The organism is Staphylococcus lloydii (assembly GCF_015775975.1).
Classification (GTDB): domain Bacteria; phylum Bacillota; class Bacilli; order Staphylococcales; family Staphylococcaceae; genus Staphylococcus; species Staphylococcus lloydii.
In genome coordinates this window covers 1,964,291-1,989,180 of the sequence record NZ_CP064056.1, presented here as the reverse complement: position 1 = coordinate 1,989,180, position 24,890 = coordinate 1,964,291, and the positions used below count along the sequence as shown (strand labels likewise).

The following is a 24,890-nucleotide window of genomic DNA, read 5'->3' as shown; positions in this document are numbered from 1 at the left end:
AATGATATTTAAAGGCGAAGAAATTTCAATACGAGAATTAGCGAGACGTACAGGCATTAGTTATGGCACGTTGGAATATAGATATAACCAACAAGGTTTACGTGATGATGACTTGCTTAATGGTAAAGATTACAGAAAGACTAATATGTTCACATATAACGGTGAAGCACATGAAATAACTACAGAAGAAAGAAATAATATAATCAGCCGAAATTTGAATTTGAAACTCGTACAAAAACGTTTAGATGCTGGTTGGGATTATGACCTGGCGACAAATTTAAGCAAAGCATACGTCACTATGGATAATACCATTTGCTTACAGATTAAAGTTAATAAACATTTTTATCATATACCTTACGATGAGTTACCTGACTTACAAGAGCAAGGAATCAGTCCACAAAGTATACGTAATACATTAAGAAAGGGTGGCATTTACGACATCGTACCAACAGGCACTGTTGTCTACATCAATGGTGTAAGAACAACAGGAGAAGCTGATGTGTTCGATGAAATGGAAGATGAATATATTGAGAAGAAAGTGCAGGCGTATAAGGCAGAACGTCATCGTGAGAAGAAGCCCCATCTTTTCCAAGTGCCACAGAAACATACTGAAAGTAAGTATGCGAAGTATCTGTGGGAGAGTTACACATTCAAATGTAAGGAGGTGGCAAAGTGATGAAAATAATTGATCTAAACCTAGATGATTACATTTGGTTTATCGAACCTGGTACGAGCATTTCATATCCGGCTACAGTTACTAACTTAGTTTATAACGATGATAAACCATATGCCGAAGTATTAGTTGGGCAGCATGAAGTACGTATCGATGATAGTTACGACATAGCGATAGGAGAGAGAAAAAATGCAAAACACACTTGGTGACTTAAACAATCATTTATTTGCACAACTAGAGAGATTGAACGACGAAGAAATTAAAGGCGAAGAATTAAAAGAAGAAATTGAACGTTCTAAAGCAGTATCTAATATCGCAAAAGGGATTATAGATAATGGGCAACTCGTATTACAAGCGCAAAAGTTTGCTGACGATCAAATGAATGCAGATGGGAAAATGCCTAAGTTACTAAATGGTGGTGTTTAGGTGTGCATAGATGGACTGACGAAGAAAAAGAGTTCCTAAAACAGAATGTAGAAGGTACGCCAATACATGAATTAACTAAAATGTTTAACGCTGAATTTAACACTGATTTAAGGTACGAACAAGTAAGAGGTACAGTAAAACGAATGAAGTTAAGATGTGGTGTTACAACTCAATTTAAGAAAGGTCACATTACATGGAATAAAGGTGTGCCCATTTACAACAAGAAATGTGAAAAAACACAATTCAAAAAAGGTCATGTCCCTAAAACATATTTACCTGTTGGCGCTGTAAGAATTAATAAAGACGGTTATAAAATGATTAAAGTTTCTGATGAAGGTGGATATAGCGATAGATGGAAATTGAAACATAGAGTGATGTGGGAAAGAGAAAATGGCAAAATACCACATGGCTATAACTTAATGTTTTTAGATGGTAATAAATTAAATGATAGTATGGATAATCTTATTTTAATTAAACGTTGTGAACTATCAAGATTAAACAAGCAGAAGTTGATTAAAGACGACCCAGAATTTACAAAGGTTGGAGTCAATATTGTAAGAATACAACAGAAAGTACATGATTTACAGGATAACTCTAAGAAAAAGGGTGAGTAAATGAGATCCACATACTTCACTAACAAGCATTACCTAACCAAAGATAACCGACGTATTGCCCACGTACATATTGTGGGTAATGCGTGCACAGTATGCGGGCATTATAGAAGGTTTACTGAATTTAAGCGACGTACGTTTGATAAAGCAGCATTTGAACAGTTTTGTATCGATAGAGGATTAACAATGAAGGAGTGATGGCGAGTGAGTGAATATAAATTAGATTTAAGTAACTTTAAAGAAGAACCACCGACACCATGGACTGATGAACAGTATAGAGAAGCATTTCAGTCGTTAGTAATTAAATATCACGAAATGAAAAGAGAAAGAAATACTTTAATAGACGACATAGCCATATTAAAAGCTAATAACGAGCGTTTAATGCGACGTAACCAGAAACTCGAGGATTACGTGCGTATGTGGGAGAAACTTACCAAATGGAAGCAAGGGAAACTAGCAGAACGTTGTAATAATGATTTATTACATGAGTTGAGTTATACGATGAATGAGTTGGAACGAGATATGTATAAGGGGCGTGGGTAGTATGGTGTATAAGTATGAAGAATTTATAGACGCTATGAGATTTGGATTGACAATGAGTGATAGAGATAGCACTGACGATATATGGAAAATGGTAGATGAAGTTGTAAATAAAGCAAAGGCGTTTGATGAAATATTAAAAATAGATAATCAAGCCACTGATGAAGATAGAATAACAGGTCAGTATGAAAGTGATATTGAAACGGTTTTAAGTGAATATAAGGAGGACGAGTAGATGAGCGAAGTAGAAACAAAACGTATTTACGATATCAATAAGAATAAATTTCATGGCGTATTTCAATCGGCAAGACCTTATACCGCTGTGACTGTTGGAGGACAGTCTGGACAGATTTCTTTTCCAGTAGCAGTTATAGAATACGAGAACGAATTGAGAGTTGTTGAACCGTATCAAGTTAGGTTTATCCAGGAGGACGAGTAAATGACTAACATAGATCAATTAATCAAATCTGTAGAACAATGGTCAATAGATAAAGACTTACACAAAGGTAATCCAGATAGACAAGCATTAAAGTTTTATGAAGAAGCTGGCGAAGTGGGTGCAGCATTATCACGTAACAAGTTAGACGATTTAAAAGATGGTATAGGCGATACAGTAGTGACGTTAATTATACTAGCCCAACAACATGGAATGACATTAGAGGAGTGTTTACAGTACGCATATGACGAAATCAGTAAAAGGAAAGGACGTACTATAAATAGTACCTTTATTAAAGAAAGTGATTTAAATGGGAACAGTTAAAAATATGAGAGGGCATAGATTTAATGGTTGTGAAGTTTTAAAAAGAAGTGGCACGAATAGTGATAAAAGGGCTAAGTGGTTATGCAAGTGTAGATGTGGAAATATATTTGAAGTTACAGGCAAATCTATTAGAAATGGGCATGTAAAATCTTGTGGTTGTTATAGAAAAGAGGTAACTAAAAGGCGTGGTAAAAAGAACGCAACTCATGGTGACACAAACACAAGACTATACAATATATATCGCGGAATGAAACAGAGGTGCTATTATACTAATTCTCATAATTATGAAAGATATGGTGGGAGCGGTATTAAAATTTGTAAAGAATGGCTTGATGACTTCAGTAATTTTAAAAAATGGGCAATAACTAACGGATATGACGAAAACCTATCAATAGATAGAATAAATAACAAAAAGGGTTATGAGCCAAATAATTGTAGATGGGTTGACGCGAAAACGCAAACACGCAATAGAAGTATTACTAAAAGAGCTGTTTTTCAAGGTAGATTAATAACACTCGGAGAAATATCTGAAATAACTGGGATGTCATTTTCTAAAGTACATTATATGTATAAACAAGGGAAGAACTTAGATGCAACAAAAATCAGAAAATAATAAGAAGGCCTCAAAGAATACTAAAGACATCGTAGAACGTATTAAAGATGTACTAAATAAGGAGTGATGTTATGCAATACCTAATCAAAACCACCACACACGATACAGGCGAAGTCTTTCACGATGTGGTTAAGGCGAGAGAGAATGAAGTGTTTACGTTGGTTGATGCAGAGAGTGAGAGAGAGGCGCTTAAAAGATATAGGTTCAATAAATTGGTTAAGCGAATTAATAATACATTGAAAAATAATAAATTATTGCAAGCAATAAGAGAGGACAGTGAGTAAATGGAAGACATATTATTTACCATTGTAATAATAGTAGCTATCATCTGCTATACCATTTACAAGATAGATTGTAACCATGTGAATAACCCTAAGAATAGTTATCCTACTGGTGGATTAAGTGGGCATAGAAGTTTAGAAAAGAAACCTGCCAGTGATGAATTAATAGAGCTTTTGAAACATAAAGCAGAGGAGAATAGAAAGGACAGTGAATGAGATGAACAGTAAATTTTATTACTCAGATAAAAAGAAATTAGTTATATACGTAATGAATGCGAGATTTAATAAAGAAACTGTAGAAGCATTAAACACTGCTTTCAACGACGTGTTGCCAAAAGATTATAGAGTATTTATCTTACCTGAAGGAACAGAAGTTATTGATATGGATTTAACTAAGGAGGACTAACCTATGAAATTCATTAAACGTTTACTATATATTATCTCTCTACTCACTGTGTACGAACTAAGCAAGTACGTTACGAATGAGATTATCATACGCTTAACAGCTAATGATGAGATAGATGCACCGTGTGATTACGATATCAGCAGTCATGCAGATTTGAACGGTGTTCATAACTACAATACGGGAGGTATTCAATGAGCACATCCTATGATATTAAGCCTGGTACATTTAAGTATATTGAATCAGAGATATATAACTTACACGAGAATAAACGTGAGATAAATAGATTAAGAATGGAGATACTTAATCCTACTAAGGATATAGATACGAATATAGTATATGGTCCATTACAGAAAGGAGAACCCGTAAGAACCACAGAACTCATGGCTACACGTTTACTTACGAATAAGATGTTACGTAACTTAGAAGAGATGGTTGAAGCAGTAGAGTATGTGTACGATAAGTTACCTGATGAACATCAACGTGTAATTAGATTAAAGTATTGGAACAAAGATAGGAAGATGAAGATGGAACAGATAGGAGCAGAGTGTCATATGCATCGCAACACAGTAACTACGATAAGAAAGAACTTTGTTAAAGCTGTAGCGATACATGCAGGTATCAAATAACATTGTGCATTGATTGTGCAAATGGCCTACAAATCAGTGTTATTATGATAGTGTACAAAGATTGTATCTATGTACTACTCCTTTACTACACTTGAGCACATCACATCAGTGGTGTGCTTTACTTGTGCTTATTGATACCAGCACTACACATGAACATCATCCATACCTTTCTCAGTCATGATGTAGTGTTGGTATGAGTTAGCATTTAACTCAATGAGGTGAACACTGATGACACTAACAGAAGAACAACGACGATCATTTTACAATAGCATGGACTGGCGAAACAAACGCGAGGCCATCAAAGCAAGGGACCATTACGAGTGCCAACAATGTAGACGCGAGGGTAAGGTGGCGCTTGACATATACGAGCCTAATAAGAATGGCCGTAAGAAGATAAAGCTAGTAGTACACCATATTAAAGAGCTAGAGTATAACCCAGACTTAGCACTTGAAGATGATAATTTAGAAACCTTATGTGTTGAGTGTCACAATAAGATTCACGACAGACATTTTTCAAGTCGACCATCTCCAAAAAAATTAAAGTGGGATGATGAAACATGGTAAAAATTAAATTTATAAATATTATATAAAAAAATTATTTAATTTTATCCCCCCGGGTCAAAAATTTTGGCAAAAACTTTTCCGGCGGGGAACCGGTGTAGGGGAGCCGACAGAACGATTTTGGTTTTAAAATTTATACGTTAGGGGGGTATTTATGAAAAATAAAAAATCTATCGAGCAATATTTACTAGGTCAAATAGAAAAGGATAATCCAGTACAAGTTGAAAAAGTACAACGTTATCTTAACTTATTAGATATTTTTTATAAGCTAGATAAAGACATTAAGGAACACGGCACTTTGGTTGAAACAAAAAATGCCTCTCAAACATTTTTAAAACCAAATCCTGCTGTGGCTGAAAAGAATAAAATAAATTCTTCATTGTTATCAATTGAAAAATCATTTGGTTTTGAAAAGGTTGAAATTGAGGAATCGCCTACAAGTAGTGGTTTACTATGATACGTAATAAGCATGTAGATGAATACATCAATCAATATAAACAAGGGAAAATTATTCTTAATAAAGAACGTATTGATCTAATAAATCATTTAGAAAAAAATATCCTAACTAGAAATGATGTATTCTTCGATGAAATAAAAATAGAAAATTGTATTAAATTTTCGGAAAAATGGTATTTTCCATTACAACCTTTTCAAAAATTTATAATTGCTTTTGTTTTCTTATTTAAGAAACAAAAAGATGAAATGACTAATGAAGATGTTATATCACCCTATTTCAAACAATTCTTTATCACACTCGGCCGTGGCGGCGGTAAAAATGGTTTGATTAGTGCATTAACTAATTTTTTTCTTACACCATATCACGGTATTAAAAAGTACGATGTATCAGTCGTAGCTAACAGTGAAGACCAAGCTAAGGTCTCATTTAAAGAAGTATACGATATGATAACCGACAATGATTTGTTTATTAAAAAAGGTAGAAAGGCCGCGCCCTTTAGACGAACACGTACTGAAATAGAAGGGCTTGAAACACAATCCATATTCAGATTTAACACATCTAACGCAGAAACCAAAGATGGTGGCCGTGAAGGATGTGTTATTTTTGATGAGATACATCAATATGAAGATGCTCAAATCGTTAATGTTAAACGAGGGGGTTTAGGTAAAGTCGAACACGGTCGCACTATTTATATAGGGACTGATGGTGACGTTAGAGAAGGTTTTATGGATGGTCTCAAAGATAGAACTCTGGATTTACTTAGCGGAGAAGATACAGAAGATAGACTATTCCCATTCTATTGCAAATTAGATGACAAAACTGAAGTAGATGACCCTTCAGCATGGGAAAAAGCCAATCCTATGTTTCATAAACCTTTTTCAAAGTACGCAAGAAATTTATACGAGGAAGTATATACGGAGTATAAAGACTTGATACGTAACCCGGGTAATCGAAGCGAATTTATGACTAAACGTATGAACTTACCTGAAGAAGACCTTGAAAAAATTATTGCTACTAGAGAAGAAGTTAAAGCTACCAATCGACCTTTCCCTGAATTAGAAAATAAACAATGTATTGGCGGTTTGGACTATGCAAATATTAAAGACTTTGCTGCAGTAGGTTTATTGTTTAGAGACGGTGAAGATTATATATGGAAAACTCATTCGTTTGTACGTAAAGGTTTCTTAGACTCAGTTAAGTTAAAGCCGCCTATTTATGAATGGGAAAAAGATGGGCTTCTTACAATCGTAGATGAACCTTCAATTAGTGAATATTATATCGCCCAATGGTTTGATGATATGCGCCAAATATATGGTTTAGAAAAAGTTATTGTAGATAATTACAGAATTGATTTAATTCGTAGGGCCTTTGAAGAATATGGCATAGATTACGAGGTTATTCGTAGTCCACGTTCTATACACGGACTATTAGCCCCTCGTATAGAAACAATGTTTGCGAATAATAAAATTGTTTTTGATAATAACCCATTAATGCGTTGGTACACGAATAATGTTGCTGTAAAAATCAAACCTGATGGCAATAAAGAATTTATTAAGAAAGATGAAATTAGACGTAAAACAGATGGCTTCCACGCTATGCTTCATGCACTTTATCGAGCCGATGATTTGCTAGAAGTCGATTTGAATGACAGTTTAGATTTCTTAAATGCAATTAGTTTTTAGAAGGGAGGGACAACATGGGAATTTTAGATCGCATATTAGGTAAGCAACATGAAATTAGTTGGATGTATGATTTAGAACTGTTTCAAGATACATCAGAAAAAGCCTACTTGAAACGTATGGCTATCGATACATGCATTGAATTTTTAGCGCGTACGATTTCCCAATCTGAATTTAGGATTATGGATGAGAATAAAAAAGCAATTAAAGATAACATCTATTATAAGTTGAACTTCAGACCGAATACCGATTTATCAGCGACAGATTTTTGGCAAAAAGTTATTTACAAGCTTGTATACGATAACGAAGTTTTAATCGTCGTGACTGATAAACGAGAACTTGTTATTGCTGATGATTACGATAGAAAGAAATTTGCGTTATATCCAGATGTATTTGAGCATGTGCTTATTGGTGAATATGAATATGAACGTTCATTTGATATGGATGAGGTTATTTATTTAACTTATAACAATGCGAAATTGAATCAATTTACTGAAGGGTTATTCCAAGATTATGGGGAGCTATTCGGACGTATGATGAATGCGCAAATGCGTAACAACCAAATACGTGGCATTATCAACGTGGATTCACAAAAAGTAAATACTACTGAAGAAATGGAAAAAATGCAGGATTACGTTAACAAAGTGACTGAAGCTTTTAGTAAAAACGGCGTCGCTATCGCACCACTAACGAAAGCATTTGAATATCAAGATGCATCTTCAGGCAACAAAATGAGTGCAGCACCTTTTGATGAGTTAGGCAAGCTACAAAAATCTTTAATTGATAATGTAGCTAGAGCTATCGGTATTCCACCTTCGCTTTTACATGGTGATTTAGCGGACTTAGAAAATGCGTTTGAAGCATATATTAAATTCTGTATTAAGCCACTTACGAAGAAGTTTGAAGATGAGCTTAACGCTAAACTATTCACAGAAGCAGATATCTTAAAAGGTATTGGTATTAAGATAATTGGTATCGATAAGAAAAATCCATTAGAACTTGCTGATAGCATAGATAAGCTTGTATCTTCAAGTACATTCACACCTAACCAAGTATTAATACTATTAGGCGAAGAACCATCGGACGACCCGAAAATGGATGAATACAAGATTACGAAGAACTTAACAACAGCAAGAGAAAAAGAAAATGGTAATCAGGATAACCAAGATAATCACGAAGAACCACTCGAAGGAGGTGATGATGAATGAGAATAGAGGTCAAGGGTGCAATTGTACCAAATAACGACAAATGGATTTATGACATGCTTGATTTAGACGCCACATCACCAAAAGATGTGATTGATGCACTGCCTACATCAAATGAAGATGTTGAGTTAATCATTAACTCAGGAGGAGGAGATGTTTTCTCAGGGAGTGAAATATATACATCTTTGAAAGAATATCCAGGTAACATCAATGTGAAAGTGGTCGGTGTTGCAGCAAGTGCAGCTTCTGTTATTGCCATGGCTGGTAAGCATATTGAAATGAGCCCCCCAGCTCAAATGATGATTCATAATGCTAGCACCGTTGTTATGGGAGATGACAGAGCTATGACTTCTGCATCTAACATGTTGAGCGGTGTGAATCGTGGTATTGCGAATGCTTACATTGCTAAAACTGGTAAAGGTGAACAAGAAATCTTAGATCTTATGAATGAAGAAACTTGGTTGAATGCACAAGATGCTGTTGAATTAGGTTTTGCAGACAGTAAGATGTTTGATGAATCAGCACCTAAACTCGTTGCAAATTCAGGGCAGATGTTATCAAATGATGCGATTAATAAAGTTGCGACATTGATGAAACAAACACCAGAAGTGAAAATTGACGTCGAGCAAATAGCGAATAAAGTAATTGAAAAACTAAACGAAAAAGAAGAACCTGAAACGATTGAGGATTCAACGAAAGAACAACATGTTGAAAACAAATCGAAACCAAGGTTCTTTTTTTAATACAAAAAATAAGGAGGGCTAAATAATGCCTTTAAATTTATCAGATGATTTTAAAAACGCACGAGAAGAATTTTTAAATGCTATCCAAAACGGAGATAGCGAACAAGAACAAGCCGAACTATACGGCCAAATGATTAATGAGCTATTTGAAGAATCAAAAGCTCAAGCAAAACAAGAAGCAGAAAAGATTAGTTCTTTACCTTCTAAAGACAAACAATTAACAGCTGAACAACGTAAGTTCTTCAATGACATCAACACTGAAGTTGGTTACAAAGAAGAAAAATTACTACCAGAAGAAACAATCGACCGTATCTTTGAAGATTTAACGACAGAACATCCTTTATTAGCTGATTTAGGTATCAAGAATGCAGGTTTACGCCTTAAATTCTTAAAATCAGAAACGAGCGGTGTAGCTGTATGGGGCCAAATCTTTGGAGAAATCAAAGGTCAATTAGATGCTGCGTTCAGTGAAGAAACAGCTATCCAAAACAAATTAACTGCATTTGTTGTATTACCTAAAGACTTACAAGATTTTGGTCCTGCGTGGATTGAGCGTTTTGTACGTTTACAAATCGAAGAAGCATTTGCAGTTGCCTTAGAAGCAGCATTCTTAACAGGTACAGGTAAAGAACAACCTATAGGATTAAATCGTCAAGTACAAGAAGGCGTTTCAGTATCAGGTGGTGTTTATCCTGAAAAAGCTTCTAACGGTACATTAACTTTTGCTGATTCACAAACAACAGTTGATGAATTAACAAAAGTATTTAAACATCATTCAACTGATGAAAAAGGTCACGCAGTTGTGGTTAAAGGTAATGTAACAATGGTTGTTAATCCTTCAGACGCGTTTGACATTCAAGCACAATATACACACTTAAATGCAAATGGCGTGTATGTAACAGCACTACCATTCAATTTAAATATTGTTGAATCTTTAGCACAAAAATCAGGGCAAGTATTAACTTATGTTAAAGGTCGTTATGATGGTTACTTAGCAGGTGGTATTAACGTCAAGAAATTCGACCAAACATTAGCTATTGAAGATATGGATTTATACACTGCTAAGCAATTTGCCTATGGTAAAGCAAAAGACGATAAAGTTGCAGCTGTGTATGATTTAAACATTAAAGCTACAGCATCTTCACCCAAGTAACCCCCAAAACGTTGAAGTAACAGCGAATGCTAAAACAGCTACGATTTCAGCGGAATAGGGGCGTGATACTATGGACGATTTGCTCGTTGAATTTAAAGGTCGTATGCATATTTTTCACAGTTCCGAAGATGAATCGTTAAAGCAGATATTGGAATTATCTTATTTAGCGATTCAATCTATTTGTGGTTCGTTTGATATAGATGAGAATTCAGTAGGTAGAGAGCTCGTGCTTGAACGTTCACGTTATGTTTACAATGAACAACTCCAATTTTTCCATAAAAATTTTTCGACAGTGCTACATGACTTTGGTATGCAAAATGTGATCTATAGGGGTGATGATTTTGGCACAGATGAACTTCAAGAATAGAAAAGTGTTGTCTGGCGACTTTCGCACTCCTGTCAGCTTTTTCCAATATGAAAACCAAGGGCCTTATCCAGATGATTTTGAAGAAACAAACTTATTTAATTGTTTTGCCGAAACCTATAGTCCTTCTGTTAAAGATAGGGAATTACTTGGTGTAAGTGATTCAACTTCGGGTTTATCAATGGTGATACGCGATCCGTATCAAACTTATACACCGACAGCTAAACATGTTGTCAAAGTTGATGATTTTAGGCTACAAAAACAATTATTTGATATCAAAGATGTTCGTTTGGATACGCCTGAACGTGGTTTTATCACGTTAGTATTGGTGGAAAAAGCATGACAGTAGAAATTAAAGGCATACCAGAGTTGGAAAAACAATTGGAACAAAGATTTGGTAAACAAGCCATGCGTGAAAAAAGTGATAGAGCGTTAGAACAAGCTTCGGATTATATGTTAGGTGAATTAAAGAAGAACTTTGTCGCATTTAAAGACACAGGCGCTTCAATAAATGAAATGAAACGAACTCAACCCTTTACAGCAGCTAAAGATAGACAAAGAACAGTTGTTATTGAATGGGTGGGCCCAATGGACCGTTATCGTCTCATTCATTTGAATGAACATGGTTATACGCGAAACGGTAAGAAAATTAACCCACGTGGTTTTGGTGTGATTGAAAAAACATTACAAGCAAGCCAAGCGAAATACCGAAGTATTTGTATTCGAGAATTGGGGAGATCCTTATGAATATACTTAGGTACATTTATGACTTACTCATCAACGACGATTTCATTAAAGCCAATGTCGCTAACCGTATTTATTTTTATGAAGTAACTGAAAATGTTGATACGTCAAAGCCTTTTATTATTTTGTCGCCTATATATGATACGCCAAGTAGTTTTGTATCAGATAGCTACTTATCAGAAACCTACAATGTTCAAGTCGATGTAGAAACTTATAAAGACCAAACCACAATAGATATAACGAAACGCGTTAGAAAGATATTATTTGATAATAACTTTTATCAAACAGCTAGCATGTTAGACGATTATTTTAAAGAGACAAAAAGATACGTGAAATCAAGAAGGTATGAGGGCATACCAAAAAATCAATATTACAAAGGCGAGCACATCAATTAGGTGTGCTTTTTTAATGCCTAAAAATAGGAGGAATTATAATATGGCTCAATCACAAGGTTCATATAAAGTCGGTTTTAAACGTGTACACGTAGGTGTATTTAACAAAGAAGGTAAAGCTATCGAACAAAAATTCATTTGGGAAAATGAAAACGGTGGTACAGTTAACATGAACATTACAGGTTTAGCACCTGATTTAGTAGATATGTTCGCATCAAACAAACGTGTTTGGATGAAAAAACAAGGTACAAACGAAGTTAAATCAGACATGGATATTTTCAATATTCCAAGTGACGATTTAAATACAGTTATTGGACGTTCTAAAGATAAGAACGGTACTGCATGGGTAGGCGAAAACACTCGTGCGCCATATGTTGCTATGGTTGGTGAATCAGAAGATGGATTAACTGGAGAACCTGTTTATGTAGCATTACTTAAAGGGACGTTCAGTTTAGACTCTATCGAGTTTAAAACAAAAGGTGAAAAAGCAGAAGCGCCAGACCCTACAAAATTAACTGGTGACTGGATGAGCCGTACTATCGATAAAGACGGTACACCTGAAGGTATTACTTATGGTTACCATGAAGGTTCTGCAGGCGCAGACGAATTCTTGAAAAAAGTATTTGTTGGCTTCACAGGGACTGAACCTGAAGTAAGTGATTCAGAAACAGTAGATGCACCCTAATACGCCCCAAAATGTAGAAGTGAAGGCTAATACAAGAACAGCCGTAATTAACGCTGAATAGGGGGCTAATATATGACAGAAAAATTAAAAGTTTATAATACCGAAAACGAAGTTGTTGGCGAAGCGTCTAAAAGTGATGAAGGAAAAACGAGCATCACCATTAAAGACTTAGAGCCTGGTACAACTTATCCTAAAGGTACTTTTAAAATAGTTACTGAAACGAAAGATGGTGTGTCTGAATATGTTGACGTACCTGAATTTACAACTAAAGAAGTAAAAAGAAAAACGAAGGCGCAGAAATAATCTGCGTCTTTTTTATTTGAATAATAAGGAGCGAATACAATGATTAAATTTGAAATTAAAGATAAAGAAACAGGTAAAACAGCATCATATGTGAAGGAAGATATCACAATGGGTGAAGCTGAGAAGTTTTATGATCACATGGAATTTTCTGAAAAAGAAAATGCAAAAGAAAAACCTGATGCAAAAAAAGTTAGAAAAAATGAACGACAGTTTTTAGCAAATTTATTCAAAGACCAAGGTTTAACTGAGGATGATATTTTAAATAATATGAGCACTAAAACTTATTCTCGTGTATTCGATGCCTTATTTCAAGAAATGCAAGGCGAAGATGGAGAAAGTTCAGAAGATGCATCAGAAGAAGTGGGAAAGACAGAGGAACAATCTCAATAAGAGACATTTTATCGAACATTAAATCTATACAAAGATACTGTATGGAACAATATGGTTGGACGTTAACTGAAGTTAAAAACCAACCTTATTTTGAATTGCTCAATATCCTCAACTCCCAAAATACTGAAGAAGAGGAACAACAAGAAGAACAAAAAGTTTATACAGGTACAGACCTTAAACAGTTATTTGGGGGCTAGAAAGGAGGAACTAAATGGAAGATTATGTTAGAGGCGTCACGATACGAAACACAATGGATAATTCACAAGTAGACCGTGGATTTGCAGGGTTAAAACGTCAACTCGGTTTAGCTAATAGTGAATTAAAAGCGAATATGTCCGCTTTTGATAAGTCTGAAAAGTCTATGCATAAATACCAAACACGTTTATCAGGCTTGAATAAAAACATGAAAATTCAAAAGCAAATGTTTAACCAAGCCGAGAGTGAATTAAAACAACTTAATGAGAAATATGCAGAAGCTAAACAACGCGTAGGCAGTGTAGAAAAAGCTTATAAAGGGTTAGTTGAAGCTGAGAAGAAAAACAAAGTTGCTTTAGACCGTTCAAATGAATCTTTAAAAGAATCTAACGCTGAACTAAAAAAGCAACAAGCACAATATAAGCGTACGACAGAATCTAAAGAAAAAGCGTATATAAAACTCAAACAACTTCGACAAGCTGAAAAAGATTTAAAGAACTCCAATCAAGCCACAACAGCTCAATTAAAACGTGCAAATGATGCTACTCAGAGACAAGCGAATAAACATAAAGAACTTGTTCAAAAGTATAAAGATGAAGGCGCTCAACTATCTAAACTTAAAGGGCAAAATAATGCCTTAGCAACTTCTAATGGTAAAGTACGTGCTTCTTATGATAAAACGAACACTGAATTATCCCAAACAGAAAAAGAATTTAACGATCTAAATAAAACAATTAAAAATCATGACCAAAACTTAACGAATGCACAGAAAAAGGTCAATGCTGAACGTACGTCAATGAACAATCTTCAAAAGACAATTGGACGTACAGAGTCTGAAATGAAAGCCTTCAACAAGGAACAGTTGATAGCGAATAGCCACTATACGAAAACGGCTAATCATTTAGACACGATGTCTGGTAAGTTTGGAAAAGTTGGTTCTAGTATGACATCGATGGGACGTAGCATGAGTGTTGGTGTGACAACGCCACTCACTTTAGGCCTCGGTGCAGCTGTTAAGAAATCAGCAGACTTTGAAGAACAAATGTCTAAAGTGGGTGCGGTTTCACAAGCAAGTGGTAGTCAATTAAAAGCCATGTCAAATGAGGCTGTGCAACTCGGTGCGAAAACATCTAAATCAGCAAGTGAAGTAGCTGAAGGTATGAACGAACTTGCACAACTTGGTTTCAATGCGAAACAAGTTATGGCAGCAATGCCAGGTGTTATTAGTGCGGCTGAAGCCAGTGGTGCAGATATGGCAACAACTGCAACAGTTATGGCATCTTCTATTAACTCATTTAACTTAAAAGCCAGTCAATCTGGACATGTGGCTGATGTATTAGCTACTGCTGCAAACGACAGTGCGGCTGACATTAGCTATATGGGAGATGCATTGAAATACGCAGGTACACCAGCCCATTCGCTAGGCATGTCACTAGAAGATACATCAGCTTCTATTGAAGTAATGAGTAATGCGGGTCAATGGCTCGAACACATAGAAATATGTGCGTAGAAATCGGTGAATTCGGTAGAGGTTAAGGTGATAAATATTATCACTATACTAATACCGAGCCAAGCACGTGAAAGTTCAAAAAGTAGCGTGAAGGTGTAGAGACTAGAGGTTGAACTAGAACAAGTAATAATGCCTCCACGAGCGCCGATTACCTTAAATGGTAAAGATATAGTCCGACACTCAAGGGAAATCTTGAGAGTATAGGGTAAACTCCTATATATAACAGATGCTAAAGGGGGAACAAGCAGGTACCACGTTACGTGCATCCCTTATCAGACTAGCAAAACCGACAAAACAATCTCAAAAAGCAATGGATGAACTCGGTATATCTCTTACGGATTCTAAAGGTAAGTTTGTAGGCATGCCTAAATTAATCGGTCAGTTCAAAGACGGCTTACAAGGCATGACCAAAGAACAAAAACTTGCGACTGTTTCACAAGTTGTAGGTACTGAATCTGCGAGTGGTTTTTTATCCTTAATTGACGCTGGACCTAAGAAGTTAGATAAGTATAGTAAATCACTTAAAAACTCTGACGGTGCAAGTAAGAAGACAGCGAAGCAAATGCGCGACAACTTAAAAGGTGCACTTGAACAACTTGGTGGTGCATTTGAATCACTAGGTATTCAAGTAGGTAATGATCTAACACCAATGTTACGAGGCGCTGCAGGTGTCATACAAAAATTCGGTCAAGGTTTTTCTAGTATGCCAGGTTGGGTCCGTAAAGGTGCAATTGGTTTAGGTATCTTTGCAGCCGCAACAGGACCTGTGCTTATAGCTACAGGCTTAATGATTGGGGCAGTTGGTAAAGCTGCAAAAGGTTATGCAGCACTTAATAGACAAATGGCAGTGAATACAGCAGAGGCAGCAGTTAATGCTGGAGCGAATAAAGCGGCTGCAGGTTCACTGGCAACAACAGGTAAAGTGACTAAAGGTCACCAAAGCACATTAGGTAAAATGGGCAATGTCTTAACAACTGTAACAGGACGTTATGGCAAGTTAGGGAGCGCCGTTAGAATTGCAGGGAAAGTCCTTAGTAAAGCAGCGCTTCCAGTTACAATCTTAACAACTGTACTAGGGTTAGCTTATACAAAATTAGATTGGTTCCGTAAAGGTGTAAGTGACTTTGGCAAATTATGGGGTCAAACATTTGGCCACATGGACTTTTCATGGGTTGGTAAACTCGGTAGTGGCATCGCTAAAGGCTATGATAAGCTCAAAGGCTTTAGTGCGAAACTACTTGGCATGACACCACAATTCCAACTTATAAAAAAAGAATTTGGCTTACTTCATAAAGCCGTATCTAAGACCACTGATACAATGAACGTGTTAGGTAAAGGGATTTCTAAAAGTACGAAAAAAGCTTTAGGTGCTTATACGGATTTGTCACAGAAATCAAAAGTAAAACTTGAACAAATACGTATATCTCATAAGAAAATTGGAGATAAAGAATACAACCAAGTTAAGTCACTTTATGGCAATATAAACAAAGAAGTTTCTAAACAGATGAATAAACGCCATGACAGTGAAGTTAAAGGTTTACAAAAAATCTTCAAACGTACAAGTGGATTATCTCAATCTGAAGAAGGTAAAATTTTAGAGAATACGAAACGTCACAATCGTAAAGAATCTAAAGAAGCTAAAAGTATTAATAATCAAATTGTTGGCATATATGCTAAAGCACATCGTGAACGTCGTTCATTGACGGCCAAAGAAAATAATAAGGTTGCTAGCTTGCAACGTAAATTAGATAGAACGGTTGTTAAATCTTTATCTAAAGGTGCAATTGAACAAAAAGCTATCTTAGAAAGATTAAAACAAAATAAAGGCAAGTTATCTATGCAAGCAGCCTCACGTGTTATTAAAGAAAGCGCTAAAGAAAGAGATAAATCAATCTCTAGTGCTAAGAAAAAGTATAAAGACACAGTAGCTGAGGCTGTTAAACAACGTGATGTGACGGGTAATCTATCTAAGAAGCAAGCTGATAAAGTTATTAAAGATGCTAAGAAACAATATAATGAATCTAAAAAGAACGCTAAGAAACAACATAAAGACGTTGTAGATCAAGCACAGAAACAAAATAAAGGTGTTAAGAAAAATATCGATGCGCAAACAGGCCATGTGAAATCGAAATGGGAAGTAATGCGTGATACATCTATTGGTAAAGCTAAGGCTATTTCGAAAGGTACAGTCAAATGGTTTAAGGATATGCACAAAGGTGCAAAAACTTGGTGGGGCGCACTTGGTAGAACAATAGCGGATAAATCAAGAGATAGTAAAAATAGTTCAGGTAAAAACTTTAAAGGCTTAGTCAATACAGCTAAGGGTAAGTTTAAAGATTTAGTTGGTGATGTTAAATCAAAATGGGGCAAAATCAAAAATCACATTACTGATAGGTCAAAAGATAGTAAGAATAGTTCCAACAACAATTTCAAAGGTTTAGTCAATACAGCCAAAGGTAAGTTCAAGGATTTACTCGGCGATGCTAAATCGAAATGGAATAGCATAAAAAATAATATCTCGGATAGATCTAAAGATAGTAAGAATCATTCCAATAAAAACTTCGGCGATATGGCGAATACGGCTAAAGGTAAATTTAAAGACATGTTAGGTAAAGCCAAAGATAACTTTAATAAAATCTTTAGAGACAGTGATGATAAAGGTAAGAAAACACATGGTAAGTGGAAAGAATGGTTAAATAAAACACTTAACTTTATCAAGAATATCAAAAAAGATTTTGGCAATGCTGCTTCCGACTTAGGTAAGACCGTAGCTAATAAAGCTGTAGATGGGTTAAATGGCATGATTGGCGGTATTAATAAAATTGCTAAAGCGATTACCGATAAAACATTAATTAAACCTATACCTCATTTATCAACTGGTACTTACGACGGCGCTAAAGTAGCAACAAATGCTGATGGTGGATTAAAACAATCTACATTAGCGGTTGTCAATGACCGCGGTAAAGGTAACGCGCCAGGTGGCGGGTATCAAGAAGTTATTGAACGTGCCGATGGTAGCATACATGCGCCAAAAGGTCGTAACGTTGTCGTTCCACTTGGTGTAGGAGACAAAGTTCATAATGCTACGGATACAAAACGTTATCAAGATATGGGTATGATACCAAGATTTGCTAGTGGGACGAAGAAAAAAGAAAATGATTATTTAAAACATCCCTTAAAGGCACTATTTAGCGATGGTAAAAAAGGTGCTGCCGTAGCTAAAAAGACAGCTAAGGATACATCAAAGAACGTCATTAAGAAAACTAAAGAAGTTGGTACCGACGCCCTAGAAAAAGCTGAAGATGCTGCTATGGGTATTTGGGGTGGCATTAAAGGTATCACTAAAGATGTTGGTGAATTCCTAGACCACCCAGGTAAACTTGTAGACAAAGTTATGGAGAAGATTGGCGTTAATTTTGGTAGTGGCGCAAACGCTACAGTTAAAATGGCACAAGGCGCTTATGGGAAATTAAAGAAAGCATTAGTAGAAAAAGTTAAAACTTGGTTTGAAGAATCGGGTGGCGATGGTGACGGTGGATATATTAAATATCTTGATAACATCACGACACCATATAGCCCGAACGGACCACCACCAGGATATGCGTTTAATTGGCCTCACCCAGGTATTGACTTACCTTATCATTATGAACCTGTATACTCTACGATTAATGGTACTGCCCATACGAAAGAAATGCCGGGTGGATTTGGACATTATATCCAAGTTCATGGTGGTGCTTTAGATGTTATTTATGGGCATTTAAGTAAATGGCTTGTTAAAGAAGGACAAAAGGTGCATCCAGGTACAAAGCTTGGTATCTCAGGTAATACAGGTGCAAGTACAGGTCCTCACTTACACTATGAAATGCATCAAAACGGTAAACCAATTAACCCTATTAAATGGTTGAAATCACATAATGGTAGTAAAGGCGGTAAAGGTGAAAGCTATGCTCGAAGTGTTATTAAACAAGCTCAAAATATATTAGGCGGAAAGTATAAAGGTAGTTATATACTTAATAATATGATGAAACTAGCTAAACGTGAATCAACTTATGATGCTAGTGCAGTAAATAACTGGGATAGTAACGCCAAAGCAGGGCACCCATCTAAAGGTCTATTCCAAATGATTGATACGACATTTAGAGCGAATGCTAAAAGTGGATATTCAAACTTTAGTAATCCTGTTCACCAAGCAATATCAGCTATGCGTTATATTCAGAGAACTTACGGCTGGGGCGGTTTCCCAAGAGCAGCTGCATACGCATATGAAAACGGAGGCATGGTCACGAAACATCAAGTGGCTGAAATCGGTGAAGGTAACAAACCTGAAATGGTTGTACCTTTAACGAAACGTAATAGAGCCATACAACTTATTGAGCAAGCTATGAGATATGTTGGTATGGATAAAGGTTCTACGAATGTGACAGTCAACAATGATAATTCAACTATGGAGAAATTGTTACAACAACTTGTAAGAGTAAATGATCATAATAATCGTTTAACTCAAACGTTAATAGAAATTGTAAAAGCACCTACACGAAACGGTAATCCTAAAGATGCTGAAAAAATACTTTCAAATCTGATGGGTGAACGTGCAGCGATGACAGCTTTTAATCAAGGAGGTTAAACAGTGTGGAAGATAAATGGGTCAAAATAATTAGAGATGATGAAACGATAAATGTTACTGAAGTAATCCCTAATTTCATAATTATGGAAGTGAGAGCAAGTTATCCTGTCTCTACTGTAGAAAATACTTCCACTAAAGGCGTTGATGGTGAGCTACCTGGTGTAGCCACTTTCGCGCCTTTTAATTTAGTTATCAAATGTGGTTTTGATGGCTTTGATTCCTACGATGTTAATTTAATGGAATGGCGCTTACGTGATATTTTCTTTTCACGTAAACCGTTTTATATCGTTACATCTGAAAATCCGGGCATTAAGTATCCTGTACAAAATCCAGATATTCAACCCGATTATAGCGATTATACGGCGACTAAATTTGAAATGACGTTTTCAGTTTATAAAGGGTACGCTGAATCAATAAATGATACTTCAGACCTTAACTTTCTCAATGACAATTGGCAATTTGAATCAGGCGTTATAACAGATGAAATTAAGTATAACTTTAATGAAAAACGATTTACAGTTTGGAATGGCTCCTCAGATAAAATAGACCCCTCGTTACGACATAGGTTGAAACTTATTATTCATGCGGATGCACCCAATGGATTAAGAATTAAAAATTATCATAATGATTCTGAATTTATTTATTATGAAAGTTTAAGCAAAGGCGATACTTTAGTCATAGATGGCGTTTATCCCATTAAGAACAATAAACGTGTTGGGATAAACACAAATAACGACTGGATAACTTTAGAACGAGGCAACAACAATATTGAAATTGATGGTAACGGCGTGTCGAATGTTTCTGCTCAGTTCGTCTTTCCGTTTATTTTTAGGTAGGTGACGTGCATGAATTATCCTTTAATTGTTATGAATAGAGCAAAGACCTATGCCGAAATCATTAATGATTTTGATTATGGGTCTTTTCGTTATGAATATGAAAGAAATAATGAACGCCAAATTACGTTTACAGCAGAAAAGACAACAGGTAGTGGCGATATATTCGACATGCTCGTTAATGAAGCTTACATTAAATGGTTGGGTCAAACTTATGTGATTAAATCAACTGCTATTACGCATGATAATGCCAAAATCAGTAATGAGGTTATAGCAAAACATATCTTTATGGATTTTCAAGACCATTACGTAGATCAAGATATAAGTAAACAAACGCTAAATGATGAAACGAGTAGTGATGATAACGCACCATTATATACGTTAGACGAATATTTAAAGTTTGGCTTTAAAAACAATAAGCAGAGCTTTGAGTATGAAATCGTTGGTGATTTTCCTACGCCTGTACCGATTGCAGAACTTGGCAATAAAAATGGTATGGAATATATCACTGAAGGTGTTGAACTATTTAATTATATTTATTATGCCGATAATAAAAAAATATACTTTTATAGCGAAGATGCATTTTATCAACGTATTGAAGAAATACTTGTATATCGTTATAACATTCAGGGTGTATCCGTCAATGTTAATACAACTGATATGAAAACGTATGTTAAAGGCTATGGTAAAAAGAAAACAGCCGAAGAAACAAAGAACTATCAACCGATGAAACCAAAAGATTTTAAATTATCTGGCTCATTTAATAAAGACGGTAATTGGTACTCAGAATCCAATGGCGCAAGTTACACCAAAACGTTCACATGCAAATGGGGTAACGAAACGCTCACATGGACGAATAAACAACTCTCTCGTGGTGGCATGGTTGATGTTTATTTAGATAATAAAAAAATAGGTAGCTATTCACAATATAGTAAGCGTTCAAAAACGAATCAGATTGTTATTAAAAAAGGCTTAGCTAAAGGCAGTCATACTTTTAAAGTTGTTTACAAAGGTGCGAAATCAGGTGTTGATTACAAGAAGAAAACACCTCGTTTTTATATCGGTACAGAAAAAACAACTGTATTAAACTTAACAGCTGAACTCAAAGGTGAAGATGTATACCACGTTGTTGATGAATACAAAGCAAAAAACTATGATTCGTTTCCAGATAAAATTGCCCCTACGGTGTTTGATGAAACAGCTAAAACAATTTCTCAGCTACGACCTAAATTGAAAGAATCTATTAATTCAGACCCGACAGTTGAAGTCACAACAGAATATTTGGGACGAGATCCAATGGATTATGAACGTATTACTTATAATACTGTGAATGACAATACACAGATAAGGTTTGTTCATCAACCACTTAATTTTAATACAGATTTAAAGGTCGCCAAAATAATCAAATATCATCCACACACTAACCTTTCAACCGAGGTAGAGTTTAGTAACTCGAAAAAAGATATTGTTAAAATACAAAATCAAATCAATCAAAGAATTAAACGCGTTAACAACACGATTGCTAATGGTAGTTGGACGACCGATAAAAACGTGCAATATGACTTTATGTCAAACGTCGTAGGGAGTGTGTTAGTTGATGAATAAAGAAGTACCCGCAATATTTATGCAGGACCCAAAAACAGGAGAAAATGTCTATGTTGTCTCACATGTAGATTATGTAGATGGTATGCCAGATGATTTTGAAGATTATGATTTGGACGGTTTACAAGATAACGTTTCTACAATTAATGACAATTTGGGTTCAGTACAAAGCCAGATAAATAATTTACAATCACAAATCAGTAGCATGGTTAAAGACACAGGTTGGCAAAATATCACTTTAAATAGTGGCATAACTTCATATAGCACAAGTTGGACACCGCAGTATCGTTTTATAACGATAAACGGTGTTTCTTTTTTATCGCTCAAAGGTGCAGTCAAAGGATTAACAGGTGCTGCAACGATAGGGACATTGCCAAGTAATGTTGTAAATAAAATAACTGATATTCGTCCTTTTATTCAATCCATGTCTAATACAAATGGCACTCCTAATTTCAATAGATGGAGTGTTCAGCCAAACGGCAATATAAATTTAGAATATTCAACGACGACGATAACAAATACACAATGGATATCGTTCGATATTACTATCATGCTTTAAGGGGGCAAATAAATGGAACAATTAAACCTACAAAAGAGTTTAACACTCACACTAGGTCAAGAATTTAGACAACAATTGCATACAAATTTTGTACGTACCGAAGATTTTGTGAATGAATTAAAGCAATACCAAGACTATCACGAGAAAGATGAAGTTAACGCGCATAATTCAGAACAAATTAACCACATTATTAATGGTAATGTGAAAAATGCACTTGTTGATTTAGACAAGCGCGTAAGTAATTTAGTATTATCTAAAGGTAAAAATAGCTTACAAGAAGTTAAAGATGCGCGTGTGGATAATAAAGGCGAAAGCCACAATACATTATATGACCGTTTACGTTCGGACGCAACAGAATATACATTAGATAAAGACACTGTCATGCAATCGGTTGAAGACGCAAAAAATAAAGTATTAGCGCAAGAATTTATGTTTGATATTCCCAACCAAGGTTGGCAATACTTAACGAATTTATCGCCATTTACAAATAGTGTGATGCAATCATTTCACTTAGATAATCGCACAGGTATTTTCTATCAAACGCAAGTCTATGGTAGTAACTACAAATTAACGAAGATGAAAACCAATGGACAACTCTTATCTCAAATGGAAGTTGTGGGTGGTGGACATGGGACGCATCTTGGTTACCGTTGGATTAATGATAAGTTATGGTTGTACTCATTTATACTTGATAATGACGGTAATAATAAACTTGTACGTTTCTCTTATAAACCCAATGTTAGTATCAAATATGGCGATTACGATATGGAAGAAGTATTTACGGGTCATAGTGAATTACCGTACATCACGCCTGTGATTAACGAACATGAAGGTTTAATTTTATTCCGTATCGAGTATCCATCTAGTGAATGGACAACAAGAGATGCGCGTAACTATATTGAAGTGAGACGTTTGGAAGATATAGATAATCGTGTTGATAAAGTATTGTACCGTATGGATATTCCAATGCGATTAACTGACGGAACAATTGGTCAACCAATGCAAGGGATTACGTTTGATGATAATAAACTGTATTGGTATTCAGGTGATAGTAATCCAGCAATACCGAATTTCATTACTGTGTTTGACTATACAACAGGGAAACAACTTTACCAAAAAGCATGTGATATTGGTAAGATTGGCAATGAGTTTCCAGGTAATTTTGCAGAAGCTGAAGGTTTACAAATTTATTATGACATTGAAACAGGTAAGAAAGCTTTACTTGCAGGCGTGACCGTAGGCGCACCAAACTATAGAGCACATCAGATACATGGTATATTCATGCGTGATGTATATGATAAATTAACGGCTCAAGCTACGCCTGTATTAATGACTGAAACAGGTGGTCGAACTAAAACTTATCCACTTTCTGAATACACAAAACTATCCGATGTAACTGAACCTGGTGTTTATTACATGACAACAGCTGACACAATGAAATTAACTGACTTCCCTTTACCACCCGAAATGCGAGATGCAGGTTGGTTTTTAGAAGTTTCAGCAGCTAACGTTGCAGGAGATACGAAACAAAAACTGACACGTAATAGTTATACACGTGACTTAATGATTTTTGAGCGTATGGTATCAATTTATAAATTAAATGGAGATACGGCAAATACGACAGGTTGGAACCACTTAAAATCAAGTAGTGTGTACGGTGTAGCTGAAGGGGCACCAAGTTTTATCACAAATATGAATCAACTCGGTATTGTAACAAACAAGCGTTGGTACATTGATACAACACGCTCTAGCCAATTAAAAGACTTCCCTAATCCAGGCGTTGCAGGTTGGACGTGTGATGTAGAAAGTGTAACAGCGAATGCATTTAAATTAGTTTTAACACGTGTAACATCTGGTGCTGCTATACAACGTTATGAAGCTTACTTCAATACCAACAAAAATGAACGTACATCACCTTGGACTTTATTCCAAGGCACTAACGTATAGGAGGTCAT

General features: G+C 35.6%; 33 protein-coding genes and 2 pseudogenes. All 35 read left to right on the top strand.

Annotated features, from left to right (window positions below; translation table 11 throughout):
- Nucleotide 1: 1 nt before the first annotated feature.
- The 35 genes and pseudogenes from ISP08_RS09735 (at nt 2) to ISP08_RS09570 (ending at nt 24,882) form a co-directional block, all read left to right on the top strand.
- Complete coding sequence (locus ISP08_RS09735) at nt 2-676, top strand: SA1788 family PVL leukocidin-associated protein (RefSeq protein WP_195718702.1); 675 nt, start codon at nt 2-4, stop codon at nt 674-676.
- Entirely contained in the window at nt 673-882 is a 210-nt protein-coding gene (locus ISP08_RS09730; protein WP_195718499.1) for a hypothetical protein, read from the top strand. The genes ISP08_RS09735 and ISP08_RS09730 overlap by 4 nt, the downstream gene beginning before the upstream one ends.
- A complete protein-coding gene (locus ISP08_RS09725) occupies nt 863-1,099 on the top strand; it encodes a hypothetical protein (protein WP_195718498.1) in 237 nt (78 codons plus the stop codon). Before ISP08_RS09730 ends, ISP08_RS09725 begins: the two co-directional genes overlap by 20 nt.
- 2 nt (nt 1,100-1,101) lie before the next feature.
- On the top strand, nt 1,102-1,713 hold the full coding sequence (locus tag ISP08_RS09720; protein WP_195718497.1) for an HNH endonuclease signature motif containing protein: 612 nt from the start codon (nt 1,102-1,104) through the stop codon (nt 1,711-1,713).
- Nucleotides 1,714-1,908: an SAV1978 family virulence-associated passenger protein gene (locus tag ISP08_RS13040; RefSeq protein WP_195718496.1), complete on the top strand. Its 195-nt coding sequence runs from the start codon at nt 1,714-1,716 to the stop codon at nt 1,906-1,908.
- A 6-nt stretch (nt 1,909-1,914) separates the two neighbouring features.
- Nucleotides 1,915-2,253 (top strand): hypothetical protein, encoded by a 339-nt coding sequence (locus ISP08_RS09710; protein WP_195718495.1) that lies wholly within the window; start codon nt 1,915-1,917, stop codon nt 2,251-2,253.
- A 1-nt stretch (nt 2,254) separates the two neighbouring features.
- A complete protein-coding gene (locus ISP08_RS09705; RefSeq protein ID WP_195718494.1) occupies nt 2,255-2,485 on the top strand; it encodes a hypothetical protein in 231 nt (76 codons plus the stop codon).
- The gene (locus ISP08_RS09700) at nt 2,486-2,689 is read left to right on the top strand and encodes a hypothetical protein (protein ID WP_195718493.1); all 204 of its coding nucleotides are present in this window, start codon (nt 2,486-2,488) and stop codon (nt 2,687-2,689) included. It begins immediately after the preceding gene.
- On the top strand, nt 2,690-3,010 hold the full coding sequence (locus ISP08_RS09695; protein WP_195718492.1) for a MazG-like family protein: 321 nt from the start codon (nt 2,690-2,692) through the stop codon (nt 3,008-3,010).
- A complete protein-coding gene (locus ISP08_RS09690; RefSeq protein ID WP_195718491.1) occupies nt 2,997-3,623 on the top strand; it encodes a hypothetical protein in 627 nt (208 codons plus the stop codon). Before ISP08_RS09695 ends, ISP08_RS09690 begins: the two co-directional genes overlap by 14 nt.
- A 71-nt stretch (nt 3,624-3,694) precedes the next feature.
- A complete protein-coding gene (locus ISP08_RS09685) occupies nt 3,695-3,907 on the top strand; it encodes a DUF1381 domain-containing protein (protein ID WP_195718490.1) in 213 nt (70 codons plus the stop codon).
- A gap of 78 nt (nt 3,908-3,985) precedes the next feature.
- The gene (locus ISP08_RS12950) at nt 3,986-4,120 is read left to right on the top strand and encodes a hypothetical protein (RefSeq protein ID WP_279610843.1); all 135 of its coding nucleotides are present in this window, start codon (nt 3,986-3,988) and stop codon (nt 4,118-4,120) included.
- A 1-nt stretch (nt 4,121) separates the two neighbouring features.
- Complete coding sequence (locus ISP08_RS09680) at nt 4,122-4,310, top strand: hypothetical protein (RefSeq protein WP_195718488.1); 189 nt, start codon at nt 4,122-4,124, stop codon at nt 4,308-4,310.
- Between the two features lie 3 nt (nt 4,311-4,313).
- On the top strand, nt 4,314-4,505 hold the full coding sequence (rinB, locus tag ISP08_RS09675; RefSeq protein WP_195718487.1) for a transcriptional activator RinB: 192 nt from the start codon (nt 4,314-4,316) through the stop codon (nt 4,503-4,505).
- Nucleotides 4,502-4,936, top strand: a complete 435-nt coding sequence (locus tag ISP08_RS09670) for a transcriptional regulator (RefSeq protein ID WP_195718486.1) — start codon at nt 4,502-4,504, stop codon at nt 4,934-4,936. The genes rinB and ISP08_RS09670 overlap by 4 nt, the downstream gene beginning before the upstream one ends.
- A gap of 228 nt (nt 4,937-5,164) precedes the next feature.
- On the top strand, nt 5,165-5,500 hold the full coding sequence (locus ISP08_RS09665; protein WP_195718485.1) for an HNH endonuclease: 336 nt from the start codon (nt 5,165-5,167) through the stop codon (nt 5,498-5,500).
- A 151-nt stretch (nt 5,501-5,651) separates the two neighbouring features.
- On the top strand, nt 5,652-5,954 hold the full coding sequence (locus ISP08_RS09660; RefSeq protein WP_195718484.1) for a P27 family phage terminase small subunit: 303 nt from the start codon (nt 5,652-5,654) through the stop codon (nt 5,952-5,954).
- Nucleotides 5,951-7,636 (top strand): terminase TerL endonuclease subunit, encoded by a 1,686-nt coding sequence (locus ISP08_RS09655; RefSeq protein ID WP_195718483.1) that lies wholly within the window; start codon nt 5,951-5,953, stop codon nt 7,634-7,636. The genes ISP08_RS09660 and ISP08_RS09655 overlap by 4 nt, the downstream gene beginning before the upstream one ends.
- Nucleotides 7,637-7,650: 14 nt before the next feature.
- Complete coding sequence (locus tag ISP08_RS09650; protein ID WP_195718482.1) at nt 7,651-8,841, top strand: phage portal protein; 1,191 nt, start codon at nt 7,651-7,653, stop codon at nt 8,839-8,841.
- On the top strand, nt 8,838-9,581 hold the full coding sequence (locus tag ISP08_RS09645; protein ID WP_195718481.1) for a head maturation protease, ClpP-related: 744 nt from the start codon (nt 8,838-8,840) through the stop codon (nt 9,579-9,581). The genes ISP08_RS09650 and ISP08_RS09645 overlap by 4 nt, the downstream gene beginning before the upstream one ends.
- 25 nt (nt 9,582-9,606) lie before the next feature.
- Nucleotides 9,607-10,734 (top strand): phage major capsid protein, encoded by a 1,128-nt coding sequence (locus ISP08_RS09640; protein ID WP_195718480.1) that lies wholly within the window; start codon nt 9,607-9,609, stop codon nt 10,732-10,734.
- Between the two features lie 70 nt (nt 10,735-10,804).
- On the top strand, nt 10,805-11,101 hold the full coding sequence (locus ISP08_RS09635; RefSeq protein ID WP_195718479.1) for a phage gp6-like head-tail connector protein: 297 nt from the start codon (nt 10,805-10,807) through the stop codon (nt 11,099-11,101).
- Nucleotides 11,085-11,441, top strand: a complete 357-nt coding sequence (locus ISP08_RS09630) for a head-tail adaptor protein (RefSeq protein ID WP_229294116.1) — start codon at nt 11,085-11,087, stop codon at nt 11,439-11,441. The genes ISP08_RS09635 and ISP08_RS09630 overlap by 17 nt, the downstream gene beginning before the upstream one ends.
- Nucleotides 11,438-11,845, top strand: coding sequence for a hypothetical protein (locus tag ISP08_RS09625; RefSeq protein WP_195718477.1), 408 nt, complete (start codon nt 11,438-11,440; stop codon nt 11,843-11,845). Before ISP08_RS09630 ends, ISP08_RS09625 begins: the two co-directional genes overlap by 4 nt.
- Nucleotides 11,842-12,237: a hypothetical protein gene (locus tag ISP08_RS09620; protein ID WP_195718476.1), complete on the top strand. Its 396-nt coding sequence runs from the start codon at nt 11,842-11,844 to the stop codon at nt 12,235-12,237. The genes ISP08_RS09625 and ISP08_RS09620 overlap by 4 nt, the downstream gene beginning before the upstream one ends.
- Nucleotides 12,238-12,277: 40 nt before the next feature.
- On the top strand, nt 12,278-12,919 hold the full coding sequence (locus tag ISP08_RS09615) for a major tail protein (protein ID WP_195718475.1): 642 nt from the start codon (nt 12,278-12,280) through the stop codon (nt 12,917-12,919).
- Nucleotides 12,920-12,991: 72 nt separating this feature from the next.
- Nucleotides 12,992-13,222 (top strand): fibronectin type III domain-containing protein, encoded by a 231-nt coding sequence (locus tag ISP08_RS09610; RefSeq protein WP_195718474.1) that lies wholly within the window; start codon nt 12,992-12,994, stop codon nt 13,220-13,222.
- Nucleotides 13,223-13,261: 39 nt separating this feature from the next.
- Nucleotides 13,262-13,612 (top strand): phage tail assembly chaperone G, encoded by a 351-nt coding sequence (gene gpG / locus ISP08_RS09605; RefSeq protein ID WP_195718473.1) that lies wholly within the window; start codon nt 13,262-13,264, stop codon nt 13,610-13,612.
- 41 nt (nt 13,613-13,653) lie between these two features.
- Nucleotides 13,654-13,809, top strand: a complete 156-nt coding sequence (locus ISP08_RS09600; protein WP_195718472.1) for a hypothetical protein — start codon at nt 13,654-13,656, stop codon at nt 13,807-13,809.
- Nucleotides 13,810-13,823: 14 nt separating this feature from the next.
- Nucleotides 13,824-15,284: pseudogene (locus tag ISP08_RS09595) on the top strand (phage tail tape measure protein); the annotation flags it as partial.
- 262 nt (nt 15,285-15,546) lie between these two features.
- Nucleotides 15,547-19,941: pseudogene (locus tag ISP08_RS09590) on the top strand (phage tail tape measure protein); the annotation flags it as partial.
- 5 nt (nt 19,942-19,946) lie between these two features.
- On the top strand, nt 19,947-20,777 hold the full coding sequence (locus ISP08_RS09585) for a phage tail domain-containing protein (protein ID WP_244138698.1): 831 nt from the start codon (nt 19,947-19,949) through the stop codon (nt 20,775-20,777).
- 9 nt (nt 20,778-20,786) lie between these two features.
- A complete protein-coding gene (locus tag ISP08_RS09580) occupies nt 20,787-22,379 on the top strand; it encodes a phage tail protein (RefSeq protein ID WP_195718469.1) in 1,593 nt (530 codons plus the stop codon).
- Complete coding sequence (locus ISP08_RS09575; protein ID WP_195718468.1) at nt 22,372-22,935, top strand: hypothetical protein; 564 nt, start codon at nt 22,372-22,374, stop codon at nt 22,933-22,935. The genes ISP08_RS09580 and ISP08_RS09575 overlap by 8 nt, the downstream gene beginning before the upstream one ends.
- A 12-nt stretch (nt 22,936-22,947) precedes the next feature.
- Nucleotides 22,948-24,882: a phage baseplate protein gene (locus ISP08_RS09570; protein WP_195718467.1), complete on the top strand. Its 1,935-nt coding sequence runs from the start codon at nt 22,948-22,950 to the stop codon at nt 24,880-24,882.
- The last annotated feature ends 8 nt before the right edge of the window (nt 24,883-24,890 follow it).

Coding starts and splice junctions, on each gene's coding strand:
- ISP08_RS09735 (WP_195718702.1), top strand. CDS start 2: ATGATATTTAAAGGCGAAGAAATTTCAATACGAGAATTAGCGAGACGT.
- ISP08_RS09725 (WP_195718498.1), top strand. CDS start 863: ATGCAAAACACACTTGGTGACTTAAACAATCATTTATTTGCACAACTA.
- ISP08_RS13040 (WP_195718496.1), top strand. CDS start 1,714: ATGAGATCCACATACTTCACTAACAAGCATTACCTAACCAAAGATAAC.
- ISP08_RS09705 (WP_195718494.1), top strand. CDS start 2,255: ATGGTGTATAAGTATGAAGAATTTATAGACGCTATGAGATTTGGATTG.
- ISP08_RS09700 (WP_195718493.1), top strand. CDS start 2,486: ATGAGCGAAGTAGAAACAAAACGTATTTACGATATCAATAAGAATAAA.
- ISP08_RS09695 (WP_195718492.1), top strand. CDS start 2,690: ATGACTAACATAGATCAATTAATCAAATCTGTAGAACAATGGTCAATA.
- ISP08_RS09690 (WP_195718491.1), top strand. CDS start 2,997: ATGGGAACAGTTAAAAATATGAGAGGGCATAGATTTAATGGTTGTGAA.
- ISP08_RS09685 (WP_195718490.1), top strand. CDS start 3,695: ATGCAATACCTAATCAAAACCACCACACACGATACAGGCGAAGTCTTT.
- ISP08_RS09680 (WP_195718488.1), top strand. CDS start 4,122: ATGAACAGTAAATTTTATTACTCAGATAAAAAGAAATTAGTTATATAC.
- rinB (WP_195718487.1), top strand. CDS start 4,314: ATGAAATTCATTAAACGTTTACTATATATTATCTCTCTACTCACTGTG.
- ISP08_RS09670 (WP_195718486.1), top strand. CDS start 4,502: ATGAGCACATCCTATGATATTAAGCCTGGTACATTTAAGTATATTGAA.
- ISP08_RS09665 (WP_195718485.1), top strand. CDS start 5,165: ATGACACTAACAGAAGAACAACGACGATCATTTTACAATAGCATGGAC.
- ISP08_RS09660 (WP_195718484.1), top strand. CDS start 5,652: ATGAAAAATAAAAAATCTATCGAGCAATATTTACTAGGTCAAATAGAA.
- ISP08_RS09655 (WP_195718483.1), top strand. CDS start 5,951: ATGATACGTAATAAGCATGTAGATGAATACATCAATCAATATAAACAA.
- ISP08_RS09650 (WP_195718482.1), top strand. CDS start 7,651: ATGGGAATTTTAGATCGCATATTAGGTAAGCAACATGAAATTAGTTGG.
- ISP08_RS09645 (WP_195718481.1), top strand. CDS start 8,838: ATGAGAATAGAGGTCAAGGGTGCAATTGTACCAAATAACGACAAATGG.
- ISP08_RS09640 (WP_195718480.1), top strand. CDS start 9,607: ATGCCTTTAAATTTATCAGATGATTTTAAAAACGCACGAGAAGAATTT.
- ISP08_RS09635 (WP_195718479.1), top strand. CDS start 10,805: ATGGACGATTTGCTCGTTGAATTTAAAGGTCGTATGCATATTTTTCAC.
- ISP08_RS09630 (WP_229294116.1), top strand. CDS start 11,085: ATGAACTTCAAGAATAGAAAAGTGTTGTCTGGCGACTTTCGCACTCCT.
- ISP08_RS09625 (WP_195718477.1), top strand. CDS start 11,438: ATGACAGTAGAAATTAAAGGCATACCAGAGTTGGAAAAACAATTGGAA.
- ISP08_RS09620 (WP_195718476.1), top strand. CDS start 11,842: ATGAATATACTTAGGTACATTTATGACTTACTCATCAACGACGATTTC.
- ISP08_RS09615 (WP_195718475.1), top strand. CDS start 12,278: ATGGCTCAATCACAAGGTTCATATAAAGTCGGTTTTAAACGTGTACAC.
- ISP08_RS09610 (WP_195718474.1), top strand. CDS start 12,992: ATGACAGAAAAATTAAAAGTTTATAATACCGAAAACGAAGTTGTTGGC.
- gpG (WP_195718473.1), top strand. CDS start 13,262: ATGATTAAATTTGAAATTAAAGATAAAGAAACAGGTAAAACAGCATCA.
- ISP08_RS09600 (WP_195718472.1), top strand. CDS start 13,654: ATGGAACAATATGGTTGGACGTTAACTGAAGTTAAAAACCAACCTTAT.
- ISP08_RS09580 (WP_195718469.1), top strand. CDS start 20,787: ATGAATTATCCTTTAATTGTTATGAATAGAGCAAAGACCTATGCCGAA.
- ISP08_RS09575 (WP_195718468.1), top strand. CDS start 22,372: ATGAATAAAGAAGTACCCGCAATATTTATGCAGGACCCAAAAACAGGA.
- ISP08_RS09570 (WP_195718467.1), top strand. CDS start 22,948: ATGGAACAATTAAACCTACAAAAGAGTTTAACACTCACACTAGGTCAA.